21 protein-coding genes are annotated in these 21511 nt (G+C 44.9%); 6 read left to right on the top strand and 15 right to left on the bottom strand.

Going from position 1 to position 21511, the window contains the following annotated elements:
• Positions 1-23: 23 nt before the first annotated feature.
• Positions 24-1055, bottom strand: a complete 1032-nt coding sequence (locus LZZ85_RS09620) for a lysylphosphatidylglycerol synthase domain-containing protein (RefSeq protein ID WP_237871051.1) — start codon at positions 1053-1055, stop codon at positions 24-26.
• Positions 1056-1212: 157 nt separating this feature from the next.
• On the opposite strand from LZZ85_RS09620, the gene ruvC reads away from it, so the two are divergent.
• Positions 1213-1776 carry a crossover junction endodeoxyribonuclease RuvC gene (gene ruvC / locus LZZ85_RS09615; RefSeq protein WP_237871049.1) on the top strand — a complete coding sequence of 188 codons (564 nt, stop codon included), beginning with the start codon at positions 1213-1215 and terminating at the stop codon, positions 1774-1776.
• A gap of 22 nt (positions 1777-1798) precedes the next feature.
• Here the strand turns inward: ruvC and LZZ85_RS09610 are convergent, their stop codons facing one another.
• Positions 1799-2188, bottom strand: coding sequence for an HIT family protein (locus LZZ85_RS09610; protein WP_237871047.1), 390 nt, complete (start codon positions 2186-2188; stop codon positions 1799-1801).
• Positions 2189-2341: 153 nt separating this feature from the next.
• Here LZZ85_RS09610 and LZZ85_RS09605 point away from each other — a divergent pair, with 153 nt between their 5' ends.
• Complete coding sequence (locus tag LZZ85_RS09605; protein WP_237871045.1) at positions 2342-4396, top strand: TonB-dependent receptor family protein; 2055 nt, start codon at positions 2342-2344, stop codon at positions 4394-4396.
• A 705-nt stretch (positions 4397-5101) separates the two neighbouring features.
• Here the strand turns inward: LZZ85_RS09605 and greA are convergent.
• From greA to rsmA, 3 genes are all read right to left on the bottom strand, one after another.
• On the bottom strand, positions 5102-5575 hold the full coding sequence (gene greA, locus LZZ85_RS09600) for a transcription elongation factor GreA (RefSeq protein ID WP_255724044.1): 474 nt from the start codon (positions 5573-5575) through the stop codon (positions 5102-5104).
• 110 nt (positions 5576-5685) lie between these two features.
• A complete protein-coding gene (locus tag LZZ85_RS09595) occupies positions 5686-6609 on the bottom strand; it encodes an NAD(P)-dependent oxidoreductase (protein ID WP_237871042.1) in 924 nt (307 codons plus the stop codon).
• A 17-nt stretch (positions 6610-6626) separates the two neighbouring features.
• Positions 6627-7379, bottom strand: a complete 753-nt coding sequence (gene rsmA, locus LZZ85_RS09590) for a 16S rRNA (adenine(1518)-N(6)/adenine(1519)-N(6))-dimethyltransferase RsmA (RefSeq protein WP_237871040.1) — start codon at positions 7377-7379, stop codon at positions 6627-6629.
• A gap of 182 nt (positions 7380-7561) precedes the next feature.
• Between rsmA and LZZ85_RS09585 the strand changes: the two genes are divergently transcribed.
• Positions 7562-8410, top strand: coding sequence for a hypothetical protein (locus LZZ85_RS09585; protein ID WP_237871038.1), 849 nt, complete (start codon positions 7562-7564; stop codon positions 8408-8410).
• A 57-nt stretch (positions 8411-8467) separates the two neighbouring features.
• Here LZZ85_RS09585 and LZZ85_RS09580 read toward each other — a convergent pair whose 3' ends face one another.
• Entirely contained in the window at positions 8468-11128 is a 2661-nt protein-coding gene (locus LZZ85_RS09580) for a PQQ-dependent sugar dehydrogenase (RefSeq protein WP_237871036.1), read from the bottom strand.
• A gap of 218 nt (positions 11129-11346) precedes the next feature.
• Between LZZ85_RS09580 and pdxA the strand changes: the two genes are divergently transcribed.
• The 3 genes from pdxA to LZZ85_RS28415 all read left to right on the top strand — a co-directional run bounded on the left by pdxA (position 11347) and on the right by LZZ85_RS28415 (position 13374).
• The gene (pdxA, locus tag LZZ85_RS09575) at positions 11347-12435 is read left to right on the top strand and encodes a 4-hydroxythreonine-4-phosphate dehydrogenase PdxA (protein ID WP_237871034.1); all 1089 of its coding nucleotides are present in this window, start codon (positions 11347-11349) and stop codon (positions 12433-12435) included.
• Between the two features lie 370 nt (positions 12436-12805).
• Positions 12806-13201, top strand: a complete 396-nt coding sequence (locus LZZ85_RS09570; protein WP_237871032.1) for a hypothetical protein — start codon at positions 12806-12808, stop codon at positions 13199-13201.
• Positions 13202-13239: 38 nt separating this feature from the next.
• Positions 13240-13374, top strand: coding sequence for a hypothetical protein (locus tag LZZ85_RS28415; protein WP_255724042.1), 135 nt, complete (start codon positions 13240-13242; stop codon positions 13372-13374).
• A gap of 125 nt (positions 13375-13499) precedes the next feature.
• On the opposite strand, the gene LZZ85_RS09565 is transcribed toward LZZ85_RS28415, so the two are convergent.
• The 9 genes from LZZ85_RS09565 to atpE form a co-directional block, all read right to left on the bottom strand.
• Positions 13500-13790 carry a winged helix-turn-helix domain-containing protein gene (locus tag LZZ85_RS09565; protein WP_237871030.1) on the bottom strand — a complete coding sequence of 97 codons (291 nt, stop codon included), beginning with the start codon at positions 13788-13790 and terminating at the stop codon, positions 13500-13502.
• Positions 13783-14463 carry a hypothetical protein gene (locus tag LZZ85_RS09560; RefSeq protein ID WP_237871028.1) on the bottom strand — a complete coding sequence of 227 codons (681 nt, stop codon included), beginning with the start codon at positions 14461-14463 and terminating at the stop codon, positions 13783-13785. Before LZZ85_RS09560 ends, LZZ85_RS09565 begins: the two co-directional genes overlap by 8 nt.
• 2 nt (positions 14464-14465) lie before the next feature.
• Positions 14466-15053 carry a hypothetical protein gene (locus LZZ85_RS09555; protein ID WP_237871025.1) on the bottom strand — a complete coding sequence of 196 codons (588 nt, stop codon included), beginning with the start codon at positions 15051-15053 and terminating at the stop codon, positions 14466-14468.
• Between the two features lie 84 nt (positions 15054-15137).
• Positions 15138-15785: a hypothetical protein gene (locus LZZ85_RS09550; RefSeq protein ID WP_237871023.1), complete on the bottom strand. Its 648-nt coding sequence runs from the start codon at positions 15783-15785 to the stop codon at positions 15138-15140.
• A 33-nt stretch (positions 15786-15818) separates the two neighbouring features.
• Entirely contained in the window at positions 15819-18077 is a 2259-nt protein-coding gene (locus tag LZZ85_RS09545; RefSeq protein WP_237871021.1) for a TonB-dependent receptor, read from the bottom strand.
• A 261-nt stretch (positions 18078-18338) separates the two neighbouring features.
• A complete protein-coding gene (gene atpA, locus LZZ85_RS09540) occupies positions 18339-19916 on the bottom strand; it encodes a F0F1 ATP synthase subunit alpha (protein WP_237871019.1) in 1578 nt (525 codons plus the stop codon).
• 62 nt (positions 19917-19978) lie between these two features.
• Entirely contained in the window at positions 19979-20542 is a 564-nt protein-coding gene (gene atpH / locus LZZ85_RS09535; protein WP_237871017.1) for an ATP synthase F1 subunit delta, read from the bottom strand.
• Positions 20543-20566: 24 nt separating this feature from the next.
• Positions 20567-21061: a F0F1 ATP synthase subunit B gene (gene atpF / locus LZZ85_RS09530; protein WP_237871015.1), complete on the bottom strand. Its 495-nt coding sequence runs from the start codon at positions 21059-21061 to the stop codon at positions 20567-20569.
• 142 nt (positions 21062-21203) lie between these two features.
• The gene (atpE, locus tag LZZ85_RS09525; RefSeq protein ID WP_237871013.1) at positions 21204-21467 is read right to left on the bottom strand and encodes an ATP synthase F0 subunit C; all 264 of its coding nucleotides are present in this window, start codon (positions 21465-21467) and stop codon (positions 21204-21206) included.
• Between the last annotated feature and the right edge of the window lie 44 nt (positions 21468-21511).

The raw sequence follows: 21511 nt of genomic DNA, 5'->3' as shown, positions 1-21511 counted from the left end.
TTGCCGTCTTAAAGAACAACAAATCAACCAGGGTCTTCCCCTACCTTCTGATCCGATTTATTTCTAAAGATCTTTCTAATGCTTAATATAAGCAAACTTCCTACCACAGCCGGGACGATCAGGTTAATAAACCATATACTCAGTGCCGTCAGGCTGATCCCCAGTTGGTTGCTGCTGAACAGCCCGAGCAACTGTAAACTCACTTTCCCCCTCAGCCCCAGATCAGTGAATAGTGCAATGGTCGGAATGACCGCCATTACCAGAAACGACAGGCTTACGGCCCACCAACCCTGCCACCACGTTACATCTACTTCGAATAAACGAAAAAGCAGGAAATATTGTATGATGAACACCGCAAATCTGACTGCTGATAAAGACAGTAATTGCAATAATACCGTTGCATTAAAATTCTCCAGGGTATCAAGCAACCAGCTGTATTTCCGCATCACCGGTAATCGATCGATCCATTTTACAAGCACCGCCAGCCTGAAATAAAATAGTGTTAAAATCACCAATGCGATCAGTACTCCATAAATGATGATCCTGAACCACAAAGAGGTGATCATTCCGCTGGCAATCACACTTTCCCCCATCACCAGCAGCGAGATAAATCCCATAAGCAGGGTAATGATCAACTGACTGATGCTTCCGGTGATCGTAAGCGAGATCGCCTTCAGCCTTTTCCCTTCCTCCATATACAAAACCCTACCAAGGTATTCTCCCACACGATTTGGCGTTAATACCGAAAAGGAAACACCGGACATCACCGCTTTTAACGCGGTCACAAAATCGATCCGCTGCACCCGCTGAACAGCCAGTTTCCACTTGACGGTCTCTATCGACCAGTTTACCAGCATCAGCAGCATCACCGCCAGCAACAACCACACCCTATGACTATCAAATGCTACCTTTATATGCTGCCAGGATTCTTCAAGGCCCGGCTGATTGGCTATTTGGCGGAAAATGGAATAGGATAGCCATATAAACAATAGCGGGCCAAGAAAATAATTGATAAAATAGCGAAACCGTTTGTTATATATGATCTTTCCAGGCATGCGGACAATACAAATATTTAGAAGGAAAATTCAAAAGGGTACTCCAAATGCATCGAACAGTAAAAAACAACGGATGTATTGTTCTTTTGAATTTTGCAGTTTTACTTTTTACTTTTGAGTTTGAGCAATCCCTAATAACGTAAAAATACAGTGCGGTTTGGAAAAGTCAGCTAAAATAATCCTTGGGATCGATCCAGGCACCCTCCTGATGGGATATGGCGTTATAAGGGTACAACAGGGAAAAATTTCCCTGCAGGAGATGCATGCACTCAAACTTTCGGGAAAGAAGGATAATCATGAGCGATTGCACATGATCCATCAGAAAGTGACAGAGTTGATCAGGACTTATAAACCTCATGAATTCGCGATCGAAGCCCCATTCTTCGGGAAAAACGTACAGAGTATGCTTAAGCTCGGCCGGGCCCAGGGTGTGGCTATTGCCGCCGCAATGAGCGCTGGAATACCCGTTACAGAGTACTCTCCGAGAAAAGTCAAACAGTCTGTAACGGGAAATGGAAATGCGGATAAGGAACAGGTCTGGAAAATGCTGCAACAACTTCTGAATATCGCTGAAGCTCCGCAATATTTTGATGCAACAGATGCCGTTGCAATCGCGGTTTGTCATCATTACCAGATCGGAGGTAATTTACCCCTCAAAGCAAAGGGCGTGAGTGGATGGGATGATTTTTTGAAGAAAAATCCCCACCGGCTGGTAAAGTAAATACTGGCTTAACAGCATTATATCAAAGATTGCTTACGATAAGCTCCTGTATTTCTTTCAATCTCTCAGCACTCAGCTTCAGCTTTGGCTGAACAAAATTCAGATCATTCGATTCATTGATCGGGATCAGATGCAGGTGAGCGTGTGGCACTTCAAGACCGATCACTTCAAGCCCCACCCTGTCACAAGCGAAACTCTTTTCTATAGCTTTCGCGATCGGTTGAGCAAATACAAGCATTCCCCCAAGATACTCGGCCGGCAGGTCGAAGAACTTGTCTGTTTCGATCTTCGGAATGACCAGCACATGTCCTTCACGCAATGGGAATATATCCAGAAAGGCAAAAAACAGCTCGTTTTCGGCAATCTTATAACTTGGTATTTCACCTGCAATGATCTTAGAAAAAATAGTCATGTTTCCCTGATTTTTAGGTACCCAAAATGTCACGGCAAATAGTCCGTTGAAATTAAACATCCCGGTGAGGCAACTTTCAAACTTCAAAGTCCGTATTCACCCGGTGTTGCCAAAGTTAAGATTACCTTAGTATTCAGAAACCAATACCGCTCGATGAAAAAAAGAACAATTCTGCTTGTGTTGAAAGTACTGATATCCGCCGCTGCATTTTCGCAGGAAGGAGCTGATACCGCCCGTTTACTGGAGGAAGTAACAGTGAGAACGTTTGGACAATACAGAAAGCTTTCCGAAGCGGGTGTTCCCGTAAGGATCATTGATGTGAACAATGGCGACCTGTACAATAGATCCTCTCTCGTTAATAGTTTCAATACCATCGCCGGAGTACGTATGGAAGAACGTTCACCCGGCAGTTACCGGATCAACATCAGGGGAAGTTCACTGCGTTCTCCATTTGGCGTCAGGAACGTGAAGGTTTACTGGAATGATATCCCTGTCACCGATCCCGGGGGGAATACTTATTTTAACCAGTTTGCATGGAATAACTTTTCAAGCCTCGAAGTTTTTAAAGGCCCTGCCTCCAGCCTGTATGGAGCAGGCACCGGCGGTCTTGTGCTGATCAACAATCTTGACCAATGGCAGCCCGGCATTTCTGTTGACTACATAACAGGTAGCTATAACCTGCAGAATATTTTTGCTTCAGCCCGTTTCGGCAAGGACGAAAACAAAAATCAATTCACCTATGCACATAACCAAAGCGATGGATTTCGTGATCAAAGTGCGATGCGACGCGATAACTTCTCCTGGTTATCACAACTTAAATTATCAGATAAGCATGAGCTCAGTGCAACCGTTCTTTTTACAGATATGCAATATCAAACACCGGGTGCATTAACACTTGCTGAATATAACACGGATCCCCTGGCAGCGCGACCAGCGGCGGGTGGGTTCCCGGGTGCTGAACAGGCGCGGGCAACCATTTATCAGAAAAATATTCTCGCCGGCTTTACCAGTAAATACCAGATCAGTTCATCGCTGCGAAATGCTACAACGCTGTATGGCGCCTTCTCTCAAATAAAAAACCCTACCATAAGGAATTACGAGAGAAGAAATGAACCCTCCTACGGAGGCCGAACAACTTTCACCTGGAAAAATGCGCAATGGGCCATAAACGGCGGAGCGGAATTTCAGCAGGGATATTTCAATACGCAGGTCGCGAGGAGCAGAAATGGAAACCCTGATACACTGCAAACAAATGACGATATCAATTACCAGAACCTGAGCGTCTTCCTACAGGGAGATTGGTCGATGGAAGGGAAATGGTTCATTCAGGCAGGTTTAAGCCTGAACAGAACGAATGTTACATTTTCCCGGCTTAGCAGCTATCCGGTAGTTCAACAGTCGCGATCTTATAAGAATGAACTGGCTCCACGAATTAGCATAATGAGAAAGGTCGGCGCCCGTCTTTCTTTTTTTGGAACAGTTTCCCGAGGCTTCTCTCCGCCTACTGTTGCGGAACTACTCCCTTCAACCGGCGTGATCAGTACAGATCTTGAAGCTGAAGAAGGATGGAACTATGAGATGACTGCAAGATATCTTTTGCTGCAAAACAAATTAAGGATCGAGGCTACAGCATTCTATTTCCGCCTGAACAATGCATTGGTGCAAAGACGCGATGCCGCCGGAGCAGATTTCTTTGTCAATGCAGGAGATGTAAAGCAAAAGGGTATTGAATCGCATGTTGACTATACCTTTCAGCCTTTGCATAGCAAACTCATCAGCTATATCACCATCAATGCTGACTATACCTACAATCATTTCAGGTATGGCAGCTTCATAAAAGGAACGGACAACTTCAGCGGCAGGCAGGTTCCGAGCGTGCCCAAAGGGACGTTTGCCGCTATGACCGACCTGCGCCTGAAGAGTGGCTTCTTCATCAACGTAAACTTCTATGCATCATCCAGCATTTTCCTGAATGATGCGAACACGGCTACAGCACAATCTTACCAACTGCTGGGAAGCCGGATCGGATGGAAAGCGCCCGGCAGAAAAAAGATTGGTTACAGTATACATACTGGCGTGGATAATCTCCTTGATCAGCAATACAGTCTTGGTAATGATATTAACGCTGCCGCAGGCCGCTATTATAATGTTGCTGCAGGGCGGAATTTTTATGCCGGCGTAAGTTTCCAGTTAAATACAAAACAATAGAAGATCAGTTCGTTTAGAGAGATCTTCAGTTGCAAGCGGGTGGTCGGGTAGCGGGGGGAAAGGCTGAAAGGCTGAAAGTTTAAAAGTTTGATAGGTTGCAAAAGTTTCAAGGTTTTCATAGGTTTTCATAGGTTGATGCCGCAAAAGGTTTAAGTAAGTACCGGGGTCTTTTTGCCTTCCCGGGGCGCTGATTAATATTCCCGTCGCGCGGTACGTTTCATCGACCGCCGCGCGCTGATTCATTGATCGCCGCGCGCGCTGGCCAGAAATGGGCATACGACAGCAATCGCATTGCTGCGTTTGACTGTCGTCGCCCACTTTTCATCTGTATAATTCCACAACTCCTATCTCACTATCCCTTTTTTTGATCATACGAATAAATGAAAAAAAACGCACCGCCCTTTTCAGGACTGCCCTCCTCCACCAGTCCTGAAAAGACGGTGACTAAGAAATTTCTCTGTTGTAAAGATCGCTGTACGCAAAAGGGAATCCATGGGAAAAACACAACATCTTCGGGGAAAATAACGGACGTGTGGCGGTGAATAGACGACCGCTAACATAGGCTGTAGAATTCATCCGCAACCTTTGCACCGGATGCCTCATCGGCTTTTTTGACAAAAGAAGAGAGGTTTAATAAGTGCAATGCTGCCACTTTATTAAACCTCTCTTTTTGTAGAAAACATCAAAACTTCGCGCGAAGCGAAATTATACCGAGATATCTTCGATCTTGAATTTGATTACTCCTGCAGGTGCCTGCACTTCGGCTATATCACCTACAACTTTTCCAAGCACACCTTTGCCGATCGGTGATGAAATAGAGATTTTACTGGCTTTGAGGTCAGCCTCTTTTTCACTTACGATCTGATAGGTAACGCGCTTTTTCGTGGCGAGATTGGTAAGAGTTACTTTGGTGAGGATGGATACTTTGCTGGTATCGATGTTTGATTCATCCAATACACGCACATTTGCCATAGAACCTTCCATAACGGCGATCTTGGCTTCCAACAACCCCTGGGCTTCTTTAGCAGCATCGTATTCGGCATTCTCTTTCAAATCACCCTTCTCCCTGGCTTCAGCGATAGCACGGCTTGCAGCGGGACGGTCAACAGACTTCATCTTCTGCAATTCCACTTTCATCTGTTCCAGAGTTTCCTTTGTCACATACTGAATGTTACTCATAATTACCTCCTTAGGTATAAACAAAAAAAATAACAACGCCTCAGGGTTTTACCTGAAGCGTTGCGGTATTAATGTTGCAAAAATAAGAAAGTATTAGAAAAAAAACGCTATCAAAGTCCTAATTTTTCAAGCGTTACCTCCGCCATCCGCAAAAAAGCTTCATGGCTGTACCCGGCGATATGGGGGGTTATAATTACATTAGACTGGGACAATAACCAGTTAAGTTTCTCTTTTTCCACTTCTGTATAAGTATCCAGCCGTTCGTTTTCCAGTACATCCAGCGCAGCTGCTTTTATCTTATTGTTTTTCAAAGCCTCAATGATGGCGGTCGTATCAACCGTTTTCCCCCTGCAGGTATTAAGAAAATAGGGTTGCCGCTCCAGCGAATCAAAGAATGACGCATTAGCCATATGGAATGTTTCATCGGTCAATGGCACGTGCAGGCTGATCACATCCGAATACCGGCAGACCTGCTCCAGGCTGGCCTCCCTGACAATGCCTTCTGCAAAGCCGAATTTGTACTTATCATACGCCAAAATGGTCACATCGAATGATTTCAGCAATTTGGCAAATGCCGCCCCTGTATTACCGAACCCGATGATCCCAACCGTGCGTCCTGTAAGTTCGGTACCCCTGTTCTCATCTCTTTTCCAAAGCCATTTTTTTACTTCCTCAAGAGACGAAGGTATCTTGTTCATCAAACCAAGCAGTAAACCCAGGGCATGTTCGGCCACAGCATTGCGGTTGCCCTCCGGGCTGCTGACACAAAGAATGCCTTTGCTTTCCGCATAAGGAACGTCGATAAGTTCCATTCCACTGCCAAGTCTGCCGATCCATTTGAGCGAGCCGGCCTTATCCAGTAAAGGTCTGTCAACCTTGATACGGGTCGTCAGTATCAACCCTTCAACATCATGTATCATGTTCGATAATTCCTCATAACTGATCTGAGGATTATAGTCAACTGTGTATCCTTTTTGTTCCAATACTTCACGGAGATGATCGTGCGCCTTTCCAGTGATGATAGCTTTCTTCATGTTATAAATTCCAGCGGTTATTTCATTTTAAAACTCAATTCTGCAAACTGTGCAACATTGAGTTGCTCTGCCCGTTTATTAAACAATTCATCTTCCAGTACGGCCGTATCAAACAGCCCGCGAACAGCATTCCTCAGCGTCTTTCTTCTTTGATTAAAGGCTGTTTTAACAAGGAGGAAGAACGCCTTTTCAGATTTCATATCCGGAACATTTTTTCGGGGCAGCAGCCTGATAACACCACTCTTGACCTTTGGAGGAGGATTGAAACTTTGTTCAGATACATCGAACAGGTACTCAACATCGAAGAATGCCTGAACAAGTACACTTAACACTCCATATACTTTGTTGCCTTCAGGTGCAGCCGCACGTTGTGCTACTTCCTTCTGGAACATTCCTACCATGCATTCTACATCATCTTTCCATTCAAGTATTTTGAAAAGGATCTGCGTCGAAATGTTATAGGGAAAATTGCCGACGATGGTGAACTGGCCGGTAAAAGGTTTCTCTATGTCCAGAAAGCTTTGATGAATGATCTTATCTTTTATGACAGGATACGTTGCTGTCAGGTAACCGACTTTCTCTTCGTCAAGTTCGACAGCCTTGAAGTCGATCTTTTCCAATTGAAGCAAATACTTGGTCAGCGCGCCGCCTCCCGGGCCAACTTCCAGGAGCTGGGTGAAGGGTCGCTCCTGCAACGAGGATATGATCTTGCGGCAGATGTTCTCATCTTTCAGGAAATGCTGACCCAGTGACTTTTTGAGCGTGTACATAATGCAAAAGTACGGAATCGGAAGACGGTAAAAATGCAGCAATTGAGGTAATATATTTAGCTGTGTTAGGTGTAAACTCTTGAAAAAAATAGCTCCAAAAAATACTTCCGGTTAGCCATATCAAACCGGCAATGTTTATTAACCTTTATACCTAAACCGATCGTTTTTTAAAATTAAATACGATGAAAAAACAAGCTCTTCCTTTTCTTTTTCTCTCATTCTTTACCAACGCTCTGAACGCACAGAATATCTTCCCTACACCAAGTGGCAATGTTGGTATCGGCACAACAACGCCAGAATATATTCTCGACGTCAGAGACGCATCAAGAATCGCCGGACACCTTTTTCTCGAACAATCCGGACCACGGGGCATACTCCGGATGAAACCGGTGTCTGGTACTAACACTTCAAGAGTATTTGACTTTTTTGAAGATGCCGATATTGGAAATTCGGCTTATGGCCTCATAGGGATCACGAACGAGCCCTGGGGGGCGCCGCTGCCTTCATTTACTATCCTGTCAGGTAAAAACGGCACCGGAGGACCTGCAAAAGATATCGTGATCTGGGCCCATGATAACCCTGGCACGACCAACGCAACGATGACCATACAGGCTAATACCGGCCGTGTTGGCATAGGCACCACCACGCCACAGGCCGAGCTTGCGGTCAACGGTAACATCTTTTCCAAAAAGGTGAAAGTCACTCAATCTGGCTGGCCTGATTATGTATTTGCAGCTGATTATAAACTTCCTTCATTACAGGAGATAGAAGCATTCATAAAACTGAGAAAACATCTTCCTGGTATTCCATCCGCGGAAGATGTTGACAAAAACGGTCTCGACCTTGGAGATAACCAGGCTCAGCTTTTGAAAAAGATCGAAGAGCTTACCCTCTATGCTATCGAACAGGAGAAAGATGCTAAAAAGAGAGATGAAGTAATTGATCAGTTAACAAAAAAAATGGAAGAGCTGGAACAGAAACTGGCTATGATCGCCGAAAAGATCCAGCAAGCACCGCCAGCAAAAAAATAAGACTGCCACTAAAAAAGCAAAACGGTCTTCTGCCAAAGGAAGACCGTTTTGCTTTGGCTACAGCCGTTGAACTTTTAATCTGGACTCAATACCCGGTCCATTTACTGTTAGATAATACAATCCCGCAGGCAGATCATGGAGATTGATTGAAGCATTGTTATTCCCTTTGAACAATTTCAACACTCCCTGCTTCAGTATACGTCCTGTATTGTCATGCAGTTTCCACTGGGCATTTCCCGATTGCTTTGCATTAATAGTGAGGTTGGTTACGCTTGTTGCAGGGTTGGGAGAAACACGCACGTCATTCGCAGATGACAGCAGGGAAAGCGCAACGGTGTTTGAATAAGATGCGGTTTCTTTATTGCTGCTACTTACCTTCAGCCTGTAATAGACAACTCTTGCACTGACGGTCTGAAGATCATGATCCGTAAAAGAATAGCTATTACCGGAAACTTCATCTGCAGACACTTTTCCAACGGCTGTAAAGCTCTTGCCATCTGGGCTTCTTTCTACAATAAAAGAGGTATTGTTTATCTTTTCACCCGTTTCCCATTGCAGCAAACCCGCACCATTATCGGTCAGTGTCGCCTTGAATGAAAGCAAATGAGCTGGCAGCACAATTCCGGCAGCACCAAAATAAAACGATGAAAATCCTGTAAGACCATTATACTGCAGAACGTATCCATCTGAACCATGGGCTTCCCAATGGGTTGGAGTAAGGATAGCGGTAGTGGATAGAATAGAAGGGCCGCAGTCATCAGCATTCTTCAGGATCCGAAGATCCGTCAAACTGCTGACTCCGCTTGCGCCATCCGCATCGAGTTCGTCAAACTCAGCTTTCGATATATACAAACGTATCCTCACAGGCTGCCCCGCCTCGGGCTGATTCTCCGGAGTGATAGTGATACTGCGATGCAGATACTTTTTCCCGCCTGCCATCCGGATAGCTCCACTATGAATATAAAAAGATGATCGCACTATACCCAGGTTATTTCCATTGGCATACACTTCTGCCATCACATTACCATCCGGACCTGTGAACGGAACCCATAAGTTTGAATTTTGATTTGCGCTGCTAATCCTGACCGAGCTTCCGCTTACACATGCTCCAGGGGCAGCACTGGTAATATCGATCGCCTCGGGTATGGAGCTTTTATTTGATGCATCATTCAGATAACCAAGAAATGTATATTTCTGAACACATCCTGCACAGGCAGGAACGATCGGATTGTTTGCACTGGGCCCCGAACTGCTTGAAGAGCGATCCATCACAACATATATTGAACGACCTCCCGGATCTATTGCAACGTCCCGGAACCTGTTTCTGCTACCGAAATATCCAATCGTGTCCGCCCCATCGACCGGCACAGTTGCCGCGCCATCGTTGCTCAGTTTCAACCTCAACACTCTTCCCCATTTCAGGGATTCTATTAACAATGAATTCTTCCAGCCGGGAATAAAACTCTTTGTATATACACCCAATCCTGAATATCCCTCGGAGTGCCAGTACTGGTTCGCATTTTGTGCCTGCAGATTGTTAGAGCCATCCCAATAAAGGCGATTATTATAAATATACTGGATCGACCAGGGAGTGGAATTGTTGCCCGCAACTGCGGGATAGTTTGAATAAATGGGATCCATATAACTTGTACCGATCGTTGCCGCATTGACCGCTTCACTGACGATCAGCGGAAGAGAGCTTCCCGACGGACCCGCTTTTGCATTGTTATAATTACCATCATCCTTGTATCCGATGACCAATGGATGACCATAATTCTTTCCCGGCTCAAGCAGGTTCACTTCATCATCGCTGAAAGGACCATGGGATGTGCCAAAAAAGCGAGGTATCCCATTGATCGTATCATAAGCAAAGCCCTGGTTATTCCGCATGCCTTTACTCCAGACAGCACTTTGAACACCAAGGGAAACATTATATGGATTATCATTCGGGATCCAACGATCATAATTCATGGTAGTCGGTTCCTGCACTGGATCACCATCTTCTTCAAGATTAAAACGAAGGATCTTCCCTTCATAAGAAGCCGCTACCTGTGATTTGATGGTACGACTGATATTATCAAACTGACCAGCTCCCATATCACCAACGGCATAATAGAGATAGTTGGTGCCGCCTTCGGGCTTGATGATCAAACGACCTGAGTTATGATCATTACTACCCCGAATGGTGTCACAGATCTTCTCCGGAGAGCCCAGCATCCCCGAAAGAGGATTGAATGTAAAGCGGACCACCCACGTAATAAACAGATGCCCCTGTACAGACTCGCTGTTATATGTCTGATTATGTCCGACATAATTTCTTACATACGCGATATATACAAACCGCTTCGCAGGGTCCGTCATGAAATCAGGATGTATTGCAAGGCCCATCATTCCACCCTGCGGCCACGGATTTTGCCCCGATCCAAATGTGCGACGATAAGAACCCGGACTGAAACTGCTGCCATTACTCAGGTCAAGTATAGTGCGCCACCCGCCGTTGACAGGGTGTACTTTATTTACCTTATATCCTTTGGCTTCCGTAACCCAAAGCGAATCATCAGGCCCGTAAGTCACCTCCCAGGGATCCTGAAAATTGTCCGCGGCATTAACAAGATCTGTTTTTAAGAATACCTCTTTCATCCGGCTGGATACAACCTGCCCCAGGGAGGGAATACAGAACAGCAGTCCCAGCAACAGGAAGAGTGGAGGCTTTTTCATCGATAGCGGATTTGACCTGAAAAATAGAAAGTTCGGTCTATAAAGTGATGAGTAGTTTTCGTGAATTTGCCTCAGGTAGAAACACTATGGCTTATTGATCTGCGACCTGGTACGGGGCAAAGTAGCAGACCCCGCATCGGTGATTTCGGGCAACGGTGAACGGTCAACGGACAACGATACAGAACTTTCCCTAACTTTACCTACAAATCTGTAAAACAATGTCTAATACTCCCCAAAAGCCCGTAATTGGTATTTCTTGTGGTGACCTGAACGGGATCGGGTTAGAGCTTATCATTAAGACTTTCTCAGATAGCCGTTTGCTTGAACTTTGCACCCCGGTGATCTTTGCGTCCAATAAGGTGGTGAACTTTTACCGCAAGTCAATTACCGAAATAAATTTCAACTATCAGAGCACGAAAGAATATAACCGCCTTAATAACAAGCAGGTGAATGTATTTAATTGCTGGGAAGAAGAAGTAGCTGTCAATCCCGGTCAACTGGAAGATGCCGCCGGCAAGTATGCGGTCCTGTCTCTGCAAACCGCTGTTGCTGCATTGAAACAGCAGCAGATCGATGGCCTGGTGACCGCTCCTATCCATAAGAAAAATATCCAGTCGCCCGACTTCAATTTTCCTGGTCATACTCCTTACCTGAAAAGTTTTTTTGAAGCAAAGGATGTAGTGATGATGATGTGCGCCGGCAGCTTTCGCGTGGCACTGGTCACCGAGCATGTTCCTGTAAAAGATATTGCGAAGTATATCACGAAAGAAAATATCGTAAGTAAGCTTCACATCGTACATAAAAGTCTGCAGCGTGACTTCGGCATTGACAAGCCACGCATTGCCGTACTCGGATTAAATCCACATGCGGGCGATGAAGGACTGATCGGCAATGAAGAAGAAACCATCATCAAACCAGCGATCAAAGAAGCAAAGAACAGCAATATGCTTGTAGTTGGTCCTTTCAGCGCTGACGCGTTCTTCGCAAGAAAACATTACGATAAGTTTGATGCTGTCCTGGCAATGTACCATGATCAGGGACTCATTCCTTTCAAAGCACTTGCTTCAGGCGATGGTGTTAACTATACCGCCGGACTTCCCGTGGTGAGAACATCTCCCGATCATGGCGTAGCTTTTGACATTGCAGGAAAAGATAAAGCAGATGCATCATCATTCCTGACCGCAATTTATGAATGCATAGACATCATTCAACAACGCGCAGATTATGATCTTAACAGAAGCAATCCTTTGAAGAAGATCAATCCGGAAGTGTTTGCGAGAATGGAAGACGAAGACATACGCGAGTAGTGCGCGAATGGCCGCGAATATTGAACTATTGGGTTGAGCAACCCTGAAACTGAATAGGAAATTTACTAGCCCCGGGAGCATTTTCGGGGCTTTTTTTATGCCTTATTTTCTGATGTAAAGTATTCAATCATAATCTATTCGTGCTTATTCGCGACCATTTGTGCTTATTCAAGTCAGAAAAATATTAGCGTAATTGCTTGCAAATGCTAGAGCGAGTTACTACGTTTGTTTCCGGTTACGGAAAACCACATTCTACTACGTAAAAACACGAATAGAGTTGGTTCAGGGACTTCCACCACCCTAATCCGTTTTTTGATTCGCTTATCCGATATTCCTGTGGGCCTGTTGAGAAATAATCAAACCCAAGGAAATGAAAACGAACTTTTACGGCTTTATTATCGCCCTTTTACTGAACGCCACCATTGCAATGGCATATCCTGGCGTTAACCCTTTTACAAGCAGAGACTCCACCACGTCTGCCACAGCTCCTAAAGCTTCTGTTGAAGCACTGCAATGTACATCTACGGATAAGCGGACTCAACTGACCTGGTCGGTCAATAATAATGAGGTGGCCGACCAGCTTGAACTTGAAAGAAGTATCAATGGTTCTTCGTTCAAAACTGTTGCCATCATTTTCACTACTGAAGATAAAGGCACAGCTGAGTACGCGTTCCGCGATTCAAATGTTGCTGCCAATAGTTCTTACCGTGTTAAGATCATCGATAAGAAAGGTAGCACCACTTATTCAACTGTTGTATCCAGATAAGAAGGTCACACATCCGTACACAACCTAAAACCTCGTCCATGTCAGTAGAAAAGATCAACAAAAGAAAAGAGCTGGCGAAGAAATTAAGAAAAGCAATAGACCGTCTTCTGGCTCCGAAAGAACATACACCCGCTTTAGTGCTGGTGCCTGTAAAACAACCACGAAGATTTTAACCTGATTTAATTTTTCTTTAGTATACACTTAGAGTTTCCAATAGAAGCGGCCCTTTGTCTAAAGGGCTGCATTTATTTTAGCCAAGAGATAGAAGGAGGAAAGGAAGATTGAGAAAAATTATGCCTTACTTGCTTTGTCCGAGATAGGCTTGCAGATTTTTTACGTATTCCTCAAAAGCCGAGATCCCCTGCGGCGTGATCTTGCAGATGGTCTGAGGATAGTTATTCTTGAATTGCTTTACTACATCTATATAACCGGCATCTTTGAGTTTCTGTATCTGCACGCTGAGGTTACCCGCTGTAGAATTTGTTTTCTCTTTCAGGAACGTGAATTCAGCCTCCTTCACACCAATGAGAAGTGATACTACAGCAAGCCGTAATTGAGAATGCAATATGGGGTCAAGATCTTTAAACATGAGCCGATTTTACTTTCCGGTACCTGCTGTTCAGAATCAAACCCGGAATAAGCCAGTTGCCAATACCCGCAAACCCGCTTAATAACATATCATATTTAAAAGGAGTAAAGAGAGACATCACGAAAAAAGCATAGCATATTATAGAACCGATCGTCATCGGTTTGAAACCAGTGATCCAACCCGTTGCAAGTGTTGGAAACGCATAGATGATCAGGAAAATAGAACTGAGGCTAAGCGCGGATGGACGGTAATTTTTGATCTCACCAGTAAGTGTGTTGCGTTGCAACAATTCAATATTATCGGAAGAAAATAAATGTTGGCTGGCCGAAGGAACAATATTGCCGTATAAAACAAGGCATACAATGCTGATACCGAAAACATTCCATACTACATCAGTTGCCGACTGTGCGTAGGTTTTTACGCTTCTCCTTTTCGACGCCCGTATATTTATCCAGATGCCGGGTAGAATGGCCACAAGTGTCAATATCCAGATATCGAATCCAATCGAAAACCGGAACTCTTCCTGAAAATAACTAACGAGGCCGCAAGTGCCGATCACCGAGCCCCAAAGAATAGAACTGCCTCCACTTTCATGAAAATGACTTTTTGCCTTACCGATCATCTCCTGGATCAGTAGCAGACTTTCCTGTTCAGATATTTTTTTATCTTCCATAGTTAAGCCAATTGCTTTCTTTTTTTTGCACGCATAACATAGCCGGGAACAATAAACGCTGTTACAGCAGAGGCAGCCATTAACAATAGCTGAACATCATAACCTACATAGATCGATATTATCGCTATCGCCCAGCAAATAACGGCGGCCCATCTCAAAAGCTGTAATCGCAGGATGGCTCCGCTTACAAAGGAGCAAAGTCCATAAAGCGCAAGATAAACAGGAAATGCAAAATGCCACGCATTGCTATAGGAAAATACAAGCGACAGGATACTGAAGGAGACACCACATGCGATTCCGAAAAAACTCATGGCCTCGTTCATATACGTCTTTACTTTCGTTCTCCTGCCAAACTTATATCCATAAATTATACTGATAATACCCCCCGGGATCATGAGTAGCCACACCAGATAATGATGAGGATAATGAATGATCTCCCGCAAAATATACTGCCCCAGGGCTGCAAAGAAGACCAGCCATCCCCATAGCAGAGAAAAGAAAGCATTGTCAGCAAAATCTTCTTTCGCTTTATCAATCATCGACTGAATAACCCGGAAGCTATCCTGGACAGAAAAGTTATCATCATTCATAACAACTGGTTTCGGCTGTATATAGAATAGACATCGCAGCTCCGGGTACATTCCGGAACTGCGATACCTTGGAAACAATACAAATTACTTGATCTGTGAGATAAAGTAAGTCGCCTGATCTTTTCCCCAATGCGGAGCAAGATTGTCAGCCGGCTTGAAGGCTTCAAATTTTTTCAATGCCTCTTCAAATTTCTTTTTTGCTTCATTTTTATCGCCACCGAATTGCTCGGGTGTAAAGAACAGGTCCTGGCCTTCCAGTAAAGGCACGCGCGGATTTTCAGGGTTCAGCTTTTTAGCGGTTGCCAGTGCTTCCGCAGCAACGGGAGACAATTCCATATACCTGTTCATCGGATCAGCCATCATTTTGGCTGTATTATACATCTTTTTCAGAATGAAGATCTCTGAATTGTCTTTTTGTAACTCTTCAGCCTTTGCGATCAGTGGTGCCGCTTTATCAACGATCGGATCGATCTTATCTGTCTGGCCTGTCACAAACATATTGTTCGCAGCACTTACGCTTGCCAGTGCGGCATAGTAATAGGGCAACCATTGAGTTTTCTCAGCTTCGGCAACACGCTGAAATGAATTACCCAACTCTGTATAGCCATCAACAGTTTTTGTTGTATCCAATGTGGCGATCAATTTCTCCATGGCGGATTTGTAACGGTCACTTTGTGCATTCGCCGCAATAAAAGAAAGTGCAAGAGCAGCTGATAAAAATATACGTTTCATGTTTTGAGTTTTTATGGTTAATGAAGATTAAGATCAAAGATTACTGTTGATTACATTTTCTGTATTGTCTACGCCAAAGCTCATAAACAAACCAATGAATACAAACGAACGGGATGGCGGAACGATGGCCTCTTTCCTGATGGAATTGTAAGAGTATTTATACCCATAAGTCTGTTTGATACCGAAGATATTATTTACTGACAATACCAGCACGGTGAATTTGTTTGCTCCTTTACTGAACAGCTTTGGCAGATAATTCAGACTAAAGCTCACGTTATGAAAATCATCTGTTTCTCCGCGATCGGCAAACTTGTTGATGCCATTATCATTGTAAATATTGTAGTAGGGACGGCCGCTTGAATAGGTATAAGTCATATTGAAACCGGTTTTCCAGGCTGTCACGAATTTCTTCATCACTAATGATCCTGTATGTTTAGCAGCAAAACTTGGCTGCATTGCAGTTGGAAAATTCAGGAAGTCCCGCTTTGTATCCAGGTAAGAATAGGAAACCCAGTAATCCAGGTTCTTGATCGTTTTTTTATCTCTCCAGAAAACTTCAATTCCTTTTGCATCACCAAACCCATTGTTGTTGGCGGCAACCTGGTCGTTATTGTATTGTGTACCCGTTTTTACAAGATTGTCATATTTTTTATAGAACACTTCGAAGCGCGCAGTGATATTCTTATTTGTTTTCAGGTACTGGGCAACGTAGTGAGTTGCTTTTGCAAAATCGAGATTGCCAACAGAACGGAGATATCTCGTCTCCGGGTTTTGATAGAACATTCCATACGCAAGTGAAGCCTGGCTTTCTTTGCCTAATTTATAAGCCAGTGACGCGCGTGGTGCAATATTCGAGCGATCAAATAATGCAGAGTGTTCAAAGCGACCGCCAACCTTTGCAGCCAGCGCATTGGTCAGATAAATATCAGTCTCAGCAAATACCGACTTCAAATGCTCCTGTATAGTGAAATCATAGTGCTGGTTGGTATAGTCGGTATAATTTGGATTGTCATTGCTGTTGTTGTATTCCACTCCAAATCTTGCTGCGCTGAGGCCGACAATTCTCTTCTCAAAAACAGCTTTTGCATTGAAGTATTTTCCTTTGGATTGCAACCCGAAATCTTTCCACTCAAGACCTTGCAAGACCACATCCTGGTTACTGCTGTTCTGCATTCCCCCGTCTATATCATCCTGGTTGTAGGCATACGACACGCCCAGATTCATTTTCCAGCCATTGCCCAAACCTTCTCTCCAGGAAAGGTTATGGTACATATTGAAGTTCTTCAAACCGAAGCGGTCCTTGTAGCCGGTAGAGTCAATACTATTCTCACGAAATCCAAGTTTGTTACGGCTGAAATAACCGTAATATTTCACCATCCCTGTAGCAGATGTTTTGAAACGGAAGTTTGCATCGCCAGTGTGATATTCCGGCTCTTTAATATAATCCTGCCTTTGCTTGAGCACTTTGAATACAGCCCACAAATTGGTATAGTCATAGTTGAATCCCCAGGAGAACTTCTTATTCTTCGCCAGTTTCTGCAGACCACCACTGATCCCAAGTGGCGAGAATCCAAGACTACCAGCACTTTGTTCAGGCAGATCTATTGTTTCAAGGACAAGAGCGGAAGACAGCGCCTGACCATACAACGCGGAGTATCCGCCCGTGCTAAAAACTGTTCCTTTGAAAATGAACGGAGAAAAACGGCTTCGCGTGGAAATATTGGGAATGCTGCTATAAAAGAAGTTGTTGACCAGCGTTCCATCAATAAAGGTTTTTGTTTCCGCAGCTGTTCCACCACGAACGAAAAGACCTTCACTCTCTCCCACTTGCTGTGTTCCGGGCAATGTTTTCAATGCGGCTGTCACATCTGCATTTGCGCCGGCAGTTGTTGCCACATCAATAGGCGTCAGAACAGCCGTGCGTTTCTTATCGCTGGCTTCAAATGTTCCGGCGGTTACAACCACAGCACTCAGCTCAGTGATCTCTTCTTTGAGTTGGATGGCGAAATTGTAAGAAGAGTCTTTGGTGAGTTTTAAGACCTGTTCAAAAGGTTTCAGACCAGTGGAGCTCGCCACCAGGGTCAGTTCGCCTTTCTCAGTTGTCGAAAAGGAGAAGCGGCCGAGGCTATCGGTAGTTGCTCCGTCGTAGGTGTCTTTCAGTGTAATGTTGATGCCGGGTAGAGGCTTCGATTTGTTGTTGGTGACCGTTCCTTTCAAAACAGACTGAGAATTAGCCAGTTGAGAGCTAATTACTGCAGCGAGTGACAAGGCGGTTGTAAGCAGGAGTTTCATTTTTCAGTTGATTGCGACACAAACGTAAACCAGTTTATGATATAAACCAAATAAGGGCGGGGAAATATTTTCGACTTGATCTGCGTAGAAGGAACGCGGCAACGCAACGATACGCGACGGACGCAGCGAAAAGAGCCAGGAATAAATTGTATTTCCCGGCTCGCCGCGTTTCGTTCGCCGCGTTCCTCCTACGCCAGACGCAATAAAAAAGCGATCCCGGAAATCCGGGACCGCCTATAGATAGATAAACTTGAGATCGGCTTATTTGTACTGAGGGATCAGGCTCTTCGCCAGTTCCACCATTTTCTTCACTCCGTCTTCAGGAAGATTTCCTTTTTTGAACTGAGCGAGTACATCAGGAAGTTTGTTTTCCATTTCCAGCAGGAAATGTTCTTCAAACTCTTTTACCCTTTTAACAGGCACGTCTTTGATCAGACCGTTCGTACCGAGATAGATGATCGCAACTTGCTTCTCCACAGAGAATGGAGAGTACTGGGGTTGTTTCAGGATCTCCACGTTACGGGCACCTTTGTCGATCACGTTCTTCGTAGCCGCATCAAGGTCACCACCGAATTTAGAGAACGCTTCCAGCTCACGATACAGTGCCTGGTCGAGTTTCAGTGTACCTGCAACTTTCTTCATCGATTTGATCTGTGCGTTACCACCCACACGGCTTACAGAGATACCTACGTTGATCGCCGGACGGATACCAGAGAGGAACAGGTTTGACTCAAGGAAGATCTGACCATCAGTGATCGAGATCACGTTGGTAGGGATATAAGCTGATACGTCACCAGCCTGTGTTTCGATGATCGGAAGAGCGGTCAGAGAACCACCACCTTTCACCAGGTGCTTGATTGAATCAGGAAGATCGTTCATGTTCTTAACGATCTGATCGTTATTGATCACTTTCGCAGCACGCTCCAGGAGACGGCTGTGGAGATAGAAAACGTCACCAGGATACGCTTCACGACCTGGAGGACGACGCAGCAGGAGGGAAACCTCACGGTAAGCCACCGCTTGTTTTGAAAGATCATCATAAATGATCAGTGCAGGACGTCCGGTATCACGGAAGAACTCACCGATTGCAGCACCAGCAAATGGCGCATAGAACTGCAGTGGAGCAGGATCAGAAGCAGACGCCGCAACGATCGTAGTGTATTCCATCGCGCCAGCATCCTGCAAAGTCTTCATCACACCAGCGATGGTGGATGCTTTCTGACCAATTGCCACATATATACAATAAACAGGCTCACCTGCTTTAAAGAATTCTTTCTGGTTGATGATCGTGTCGATCGCGATCGCTGTTTTACCAGTCTGACGGTCACCGATGATCAACTCACGTTGTCCACGGCCGATCGGGATCATCGCGTCGATCGCTTTGATACCAGTCTGCAGTGGCTCTTTTACCGGCTCACGGAAGATTACGCCCGGAGCTTTTCTTTCCAGCGGCATTTCATAACGCTCGCCGGAGATGGGGCCTTTACCATCGATCGGCTCACCAAGTGTGTTCACCACACGGCCAACCATGCCTTCACCAACTTTGATAGAAGCGATCTGACCAGTACGGCGAACTTTACCACCTTCCTGGATATTACCCGTTTCACCCATCAATACCACACCCACGTTATCTTCTTCAAGGTTCAATGCAATTGCACGAACACCATTTTCAAATTCTACCAGCTCACCATAACGGACATTGCCCAGTCCATAAACGCGGGCAATACCGTCGCCCACCTGTAATACGGTGCCTACTTCTTCCAGGTCGGCGCTGGCGTTGAAGTTGCTCAACTGCTGACGCAGTATCGCACTTATTTCATCTGGTTTAATCTCTGCCATATATGTTTTTGTTTATCTAATTTTTGAGTTACTCTGCCAGCCGAAGCTTTAGCGCAGGCTGGTTATCGTACTTTGTAAATAAAGTCGTTGTTCTCGAATTGTTTTGCAATTGCTTTCAGATCGTATGCAACACTTGCATCAACCAGTTGGTCGCCCGCCTGCAATACGAATCCACCGATCAAAGAGGGATCTACCTTCTCTTCCAGCTCGATGTTTTCGAATCCCGCAGATTTTTTCACCTGTGCAACAATAGCATTCTTCAATGCCTCGCTAACCGGCTCTGCTGTGGTCAGCTGAACAACCTGGATATTCTTGTGCTTTTTATACTGGTCGATGAACGCATTCACGATCTCAGGAAGAGTTCCTTCACGGCCTTTAGTGATCAGCAGTGTATTGAATCCATTGGTGACCACGCTGAGCTTTCCTGCTGTAACCGCTTCAACGATCTTCTTCTTAACGTCAGCCTTGATGATCGGGCTGCGAAGAAGATTCACGAAATCGCGGTTGCTTTTAATTACGGCCTGCAGCCATTGCATATCTGCAAATACCTGCTCCAGCTCGCCTCTCTCAATGGACAGATCGATCAGGGATTTGGCATAACGCGTGGCTAAACGGGGATTAGGCATATATCTGTTTGGGAATATCTTTTATCAATTCAGTTTAATTTCATCTACCAGACCTTTGATCTGAGCTTCCTGTGCTTCTTTGCCAGCGAGCTCTTTTCTAAGGATCTTCTCTGCCACTTCGATCACCAGTTTACCAACCTGGTTTTTCACGTCGATCACTGCTGCCATTTTCTGTGCGTTGATAGCAGCCTGAGCATCAAGGATGATCTTGTTTGCTTCAGCTTTTGCCTCGTCTTTCGCCTGCGCGATCATCTTATCCTTCATCTCGCGTGCTTCTTTCAGCAACTGTCCTCTTTCTTCACGTGCTTTTGCCAGCAATGCTTCGTTCTCACTTTGCATCTGGGCCATTTCAGCTTTCACTCTTTCAGCAGATGCGATAGAATCAGCGATATTCTTTTCCCTTTCATTAAGTGATTTCAGGATCGGTTTCCATGCAAATTTTTTCAATAGCAGGAACACTACGATAAACGCAATGAGCGTCCAGAAAAAGAAACCAAGGCCGGGAGTCAGTAAACTCATATTTGTTAAAGATTAAAAGTCGATTTAATTAAAAAGTCACCCCGCTTAACAGTTCAATACGCTCTCATTTGAGAGCGGGGTTAATTAAGCTGTACCCTCCGCCCTGTGCTTCAGGTACAGCACTAATTTGGGTGAAGTATGATTACTTCAGAACCGCCAGCAGACCAGCGATTACTGCGAACAGCGCAACACCTTCTACGAAGGCAGCTGTCAGGATCATAGCACCACGGATGTCGTTAGCAGCTTCAGGCTGGCGAGCGATTGAATCAGTCGCGCCTTTACCGATCTGGCCAATGCCAAGACCTGCACCGATTGCAGCTAAACCTGCACCGATTGCACCACCGAAGTTCGCCAAACTGTTGTTAACCGCTGGCTCCACCTGGAGCAGAATGTTCATTAAATCCATGATTCTGTTTTTATATAAATTACAAATAGAGACTTAGTTGATCC

Origin of the sequence: Terrimonas ginsenosidimutans (assembly GCF_022012415.1) — a bacterium.
In the GTDB taxonomy this organism is placed as follows: domain Bacteria; phylum Bacteroidota; class Bacteroidia; order Chitinophagales; family Chitinophagaceae; genus Terrimonas_A; species Terrimonas_A ginsenosidimutans.
The sequence above is the reverse complement of the archived record's forward strand: the minus strand, read 5'-3'. Positions and strand labels throughout refer to the sequence as shown.

Bases quoted from the DNA above. Each gene is read 5' to 3' on its own strand.
- LZZ85_RS09620 (WP_237871051.1), bottom strand. From the start codon at position 1,055: ATGCCTGGAAAGATCATATATAACAAACGGTTTCGCTATTTTATCAAT.
- LZZ85_RS09610 (WP_237871047.1), bottom strand. From the start codon at position 2,188: ATGACTATTTTTTCTAAGATCATTGCAGGTGAAATACCAAGTTATAAG.
- LZZ85_RS09605 (WP_237871045.1), top strand. From the start codon at position 2,342: ATGAAAAAAAGAACAATTCTGCTTGTGTTGAAAGTACTGATATCCGCC.
- greA (WP_255724044.1), bottom strand. From the start codon at position 5,575: ATGAGTAACATTCAGTATGTGACAAAGGAAACTCTGGAACAGATGAAA.
- LZZ85_RS09595 (WP_237871042.1), bottom strand. From the start codon at position 6,609: ATGAAGAAAGCTATCATCACTGGAAAGGCGCACGATCATCTCCGTGAA.
- rsmA (WP_237871040.1), bottom strand. From the start codon at position 7,379: ATGTACACGCTCAAAAAGTCACTGGGTCAGCATTTCCTGAAAGATGAG.
- LZZ85_RS09585 (WP_237871038.1), top strand. From the start codon at position 7,562: ATGAAAAAACAAGCTCTTCCTTTTCTTTTTCTCTCATTCTTTACCAAC.
- LZZ85_RS09580 (WP_237871036.1), bottom strand. From the start codon at position 11,128: ATGAAAAAGCCTCCACTCTTCCTGTTGCTGGGACTGCTGTTCTGTATT.
- pdxA (WP_237871034.1), top strand. From the start codon at position 11,347: ATGTCTAATACTCCCCAAAAGCCCGTAATTGGTATTTCTTGTGGTGAC.
- LZZ85_RS09570 (WP_237871032.1), top strand. From the start codon at position 12,806: ATGAAAACGAACTTTTACGGCTTTATTATCGCCCTTTTACTGAACGCC.
- LZZ85_RS28415 (WP_255724042.1), top strand. From the start codon at position 13,240: ATGTCAGTAGAAAAGATCAACAAAAGAAAAGAGCTGGCGAAGAAATTA.
- LZZ85_RS09565 (WP_237871030.1), bottom strand. From the start codon at position 13,790: ATGTTTAAAGATCTTGACCCCATATTGCATTCTCAATTACGGCTTGCT.
- LZZ85_RS09560 (WP_237871028.1), bottom strand. From the start codon at position 14,463: ATGGAAGATAAAAAAATATCTGAACAGGAAAGTCTGCTACTGATCCAG.
- LZZ85_RS09555 (WP_237871025.1), bottom strand. From the start codon at position 15,053: ATGAATGATGATAACTTTTCTGTCCAGGATAGCTTCCGGGTTATTCAG.
- LZZ85_RS09550 (WP_237871023.1), bottom strand. From the start codon at position 15,785: ATGAAACGTATATTTTTATCAGCTGCTCTTGCACTTTCTTTTATTGCG.
- LZZ85_RS09545 (WP_237871021.1), bottom strand. From the start codon at position 18,077: ATGAAACTCCTGCTTACAACCGCCTTGTCACTCGCTGCAGTAATTAGC.
- atpA (WP_237871019.1), bottom strand. From the start codon at position 19,916: ATGGCAGAGATTAAACCAGATGAAATAAGTGCGATACTGCGTCAGCAG.
- atpH (WP_237871017.1), bottom strand. From the start codon at position 20,542: ATGCCTAATCCCCGTTTAGCCACGCGTTATGCCAAATCCCTGATCGAT.
- atpF (WP_237871015.1), bottom strand. From the start codon at position 21,061: ATGAGTTTACTGACTCCCGGCCTTGGTTTCTTTTTCTGGACGCTCATT.
- atpE (WP_237871013.1), bottom strand. From the start codon at position 21,467: ATGGATTTAATGAACATTCTGCTCCAGGTGGAGCCAGCGGTTAACAAC.